Here is a 795-nt window from a genome sequence, read left to right as displayed (position 1 = left end):
TTTCTATATATAGATTCAACTCTATTGTTCAAGACTAGGCATTAGCTTGTGCAGGCTGCGCCTCTACTTCTTCTTGATTGCCAATCTCACCTTCTGTTTTGGCGACAATAGTGTTCACTGCGGTATCCCCTACCACGTTCGAAGAGGTACAGAACATATCGTTGATACGGTCAACCGCTGCAATGATAGCTAAACCTTCTGGTGGAAGACCCAATTGGTGAAGAAGCACACCAACCATCACCACACCACCACCTGGTACGCCACCAGCACCAATAGAAAGAAGAAGAATCGTCAGACCGAGTGTAAACACATCAGCGGTGTTAATTGGCTGGCCAAACGCGTTAGCAACGAAGATTGTTGCAAGCGCGATGTAAATAGATACACCTGACATGTTCATCGTCGCGCCTAGCGGTACACCAAAACCCGCAACTGATTTAGAAACTTGCAGTTTCTCTGTCAGAGTACGCATGGTTACAGGGATGGTTGCATTTGAACTTGCCGTAGATAGGGAAAATAGGATTTGTTCACGAGTTGCACGGAGAAACGCCTTTGGAGAAGTTCCAGTCGTAATGCCAACTGCCATTGGATAGAAGATGAAAATCCAGAACACAAGCATAGCCACGACAAGCGCAACGTAACCTGCAACAGACATCAGTGTATTCGCATTTAAGGTTGCACCTAGTTGAATCATCAGAGCAAACACACCGTAAGGTGCTAGACTCATGACCAAACCAACCAGCTTCATCATGATCTCATTGGCCATCTTAAACGTGCGGATAGCAGGGCCTCCACGAG

1 protein-coding gene is annotated in these 795 nt (G+C 46.5%); it reads right to left on the bottom strand.

What is annotated here, in order from left to right:
- Positions 1 to 34: 34 nt before the first annotated feature.
- On the bottom strand, positions 35 to 795 hold a 761-nt coding region (locus R7Q48_RS26400), incomplete at its 5' end, for a dicarboxylate/amino acid:cation symporter (RefSeq protein WP_318133159.1).

This window comes from Vibrio sp. 378 (assembly GCF_033339435.1).
The sequence above is the reverse complement of the archived record's forward strand: the minus strand, read 5'-3'. Positions and strand labels throughout refer to the sequence as shown.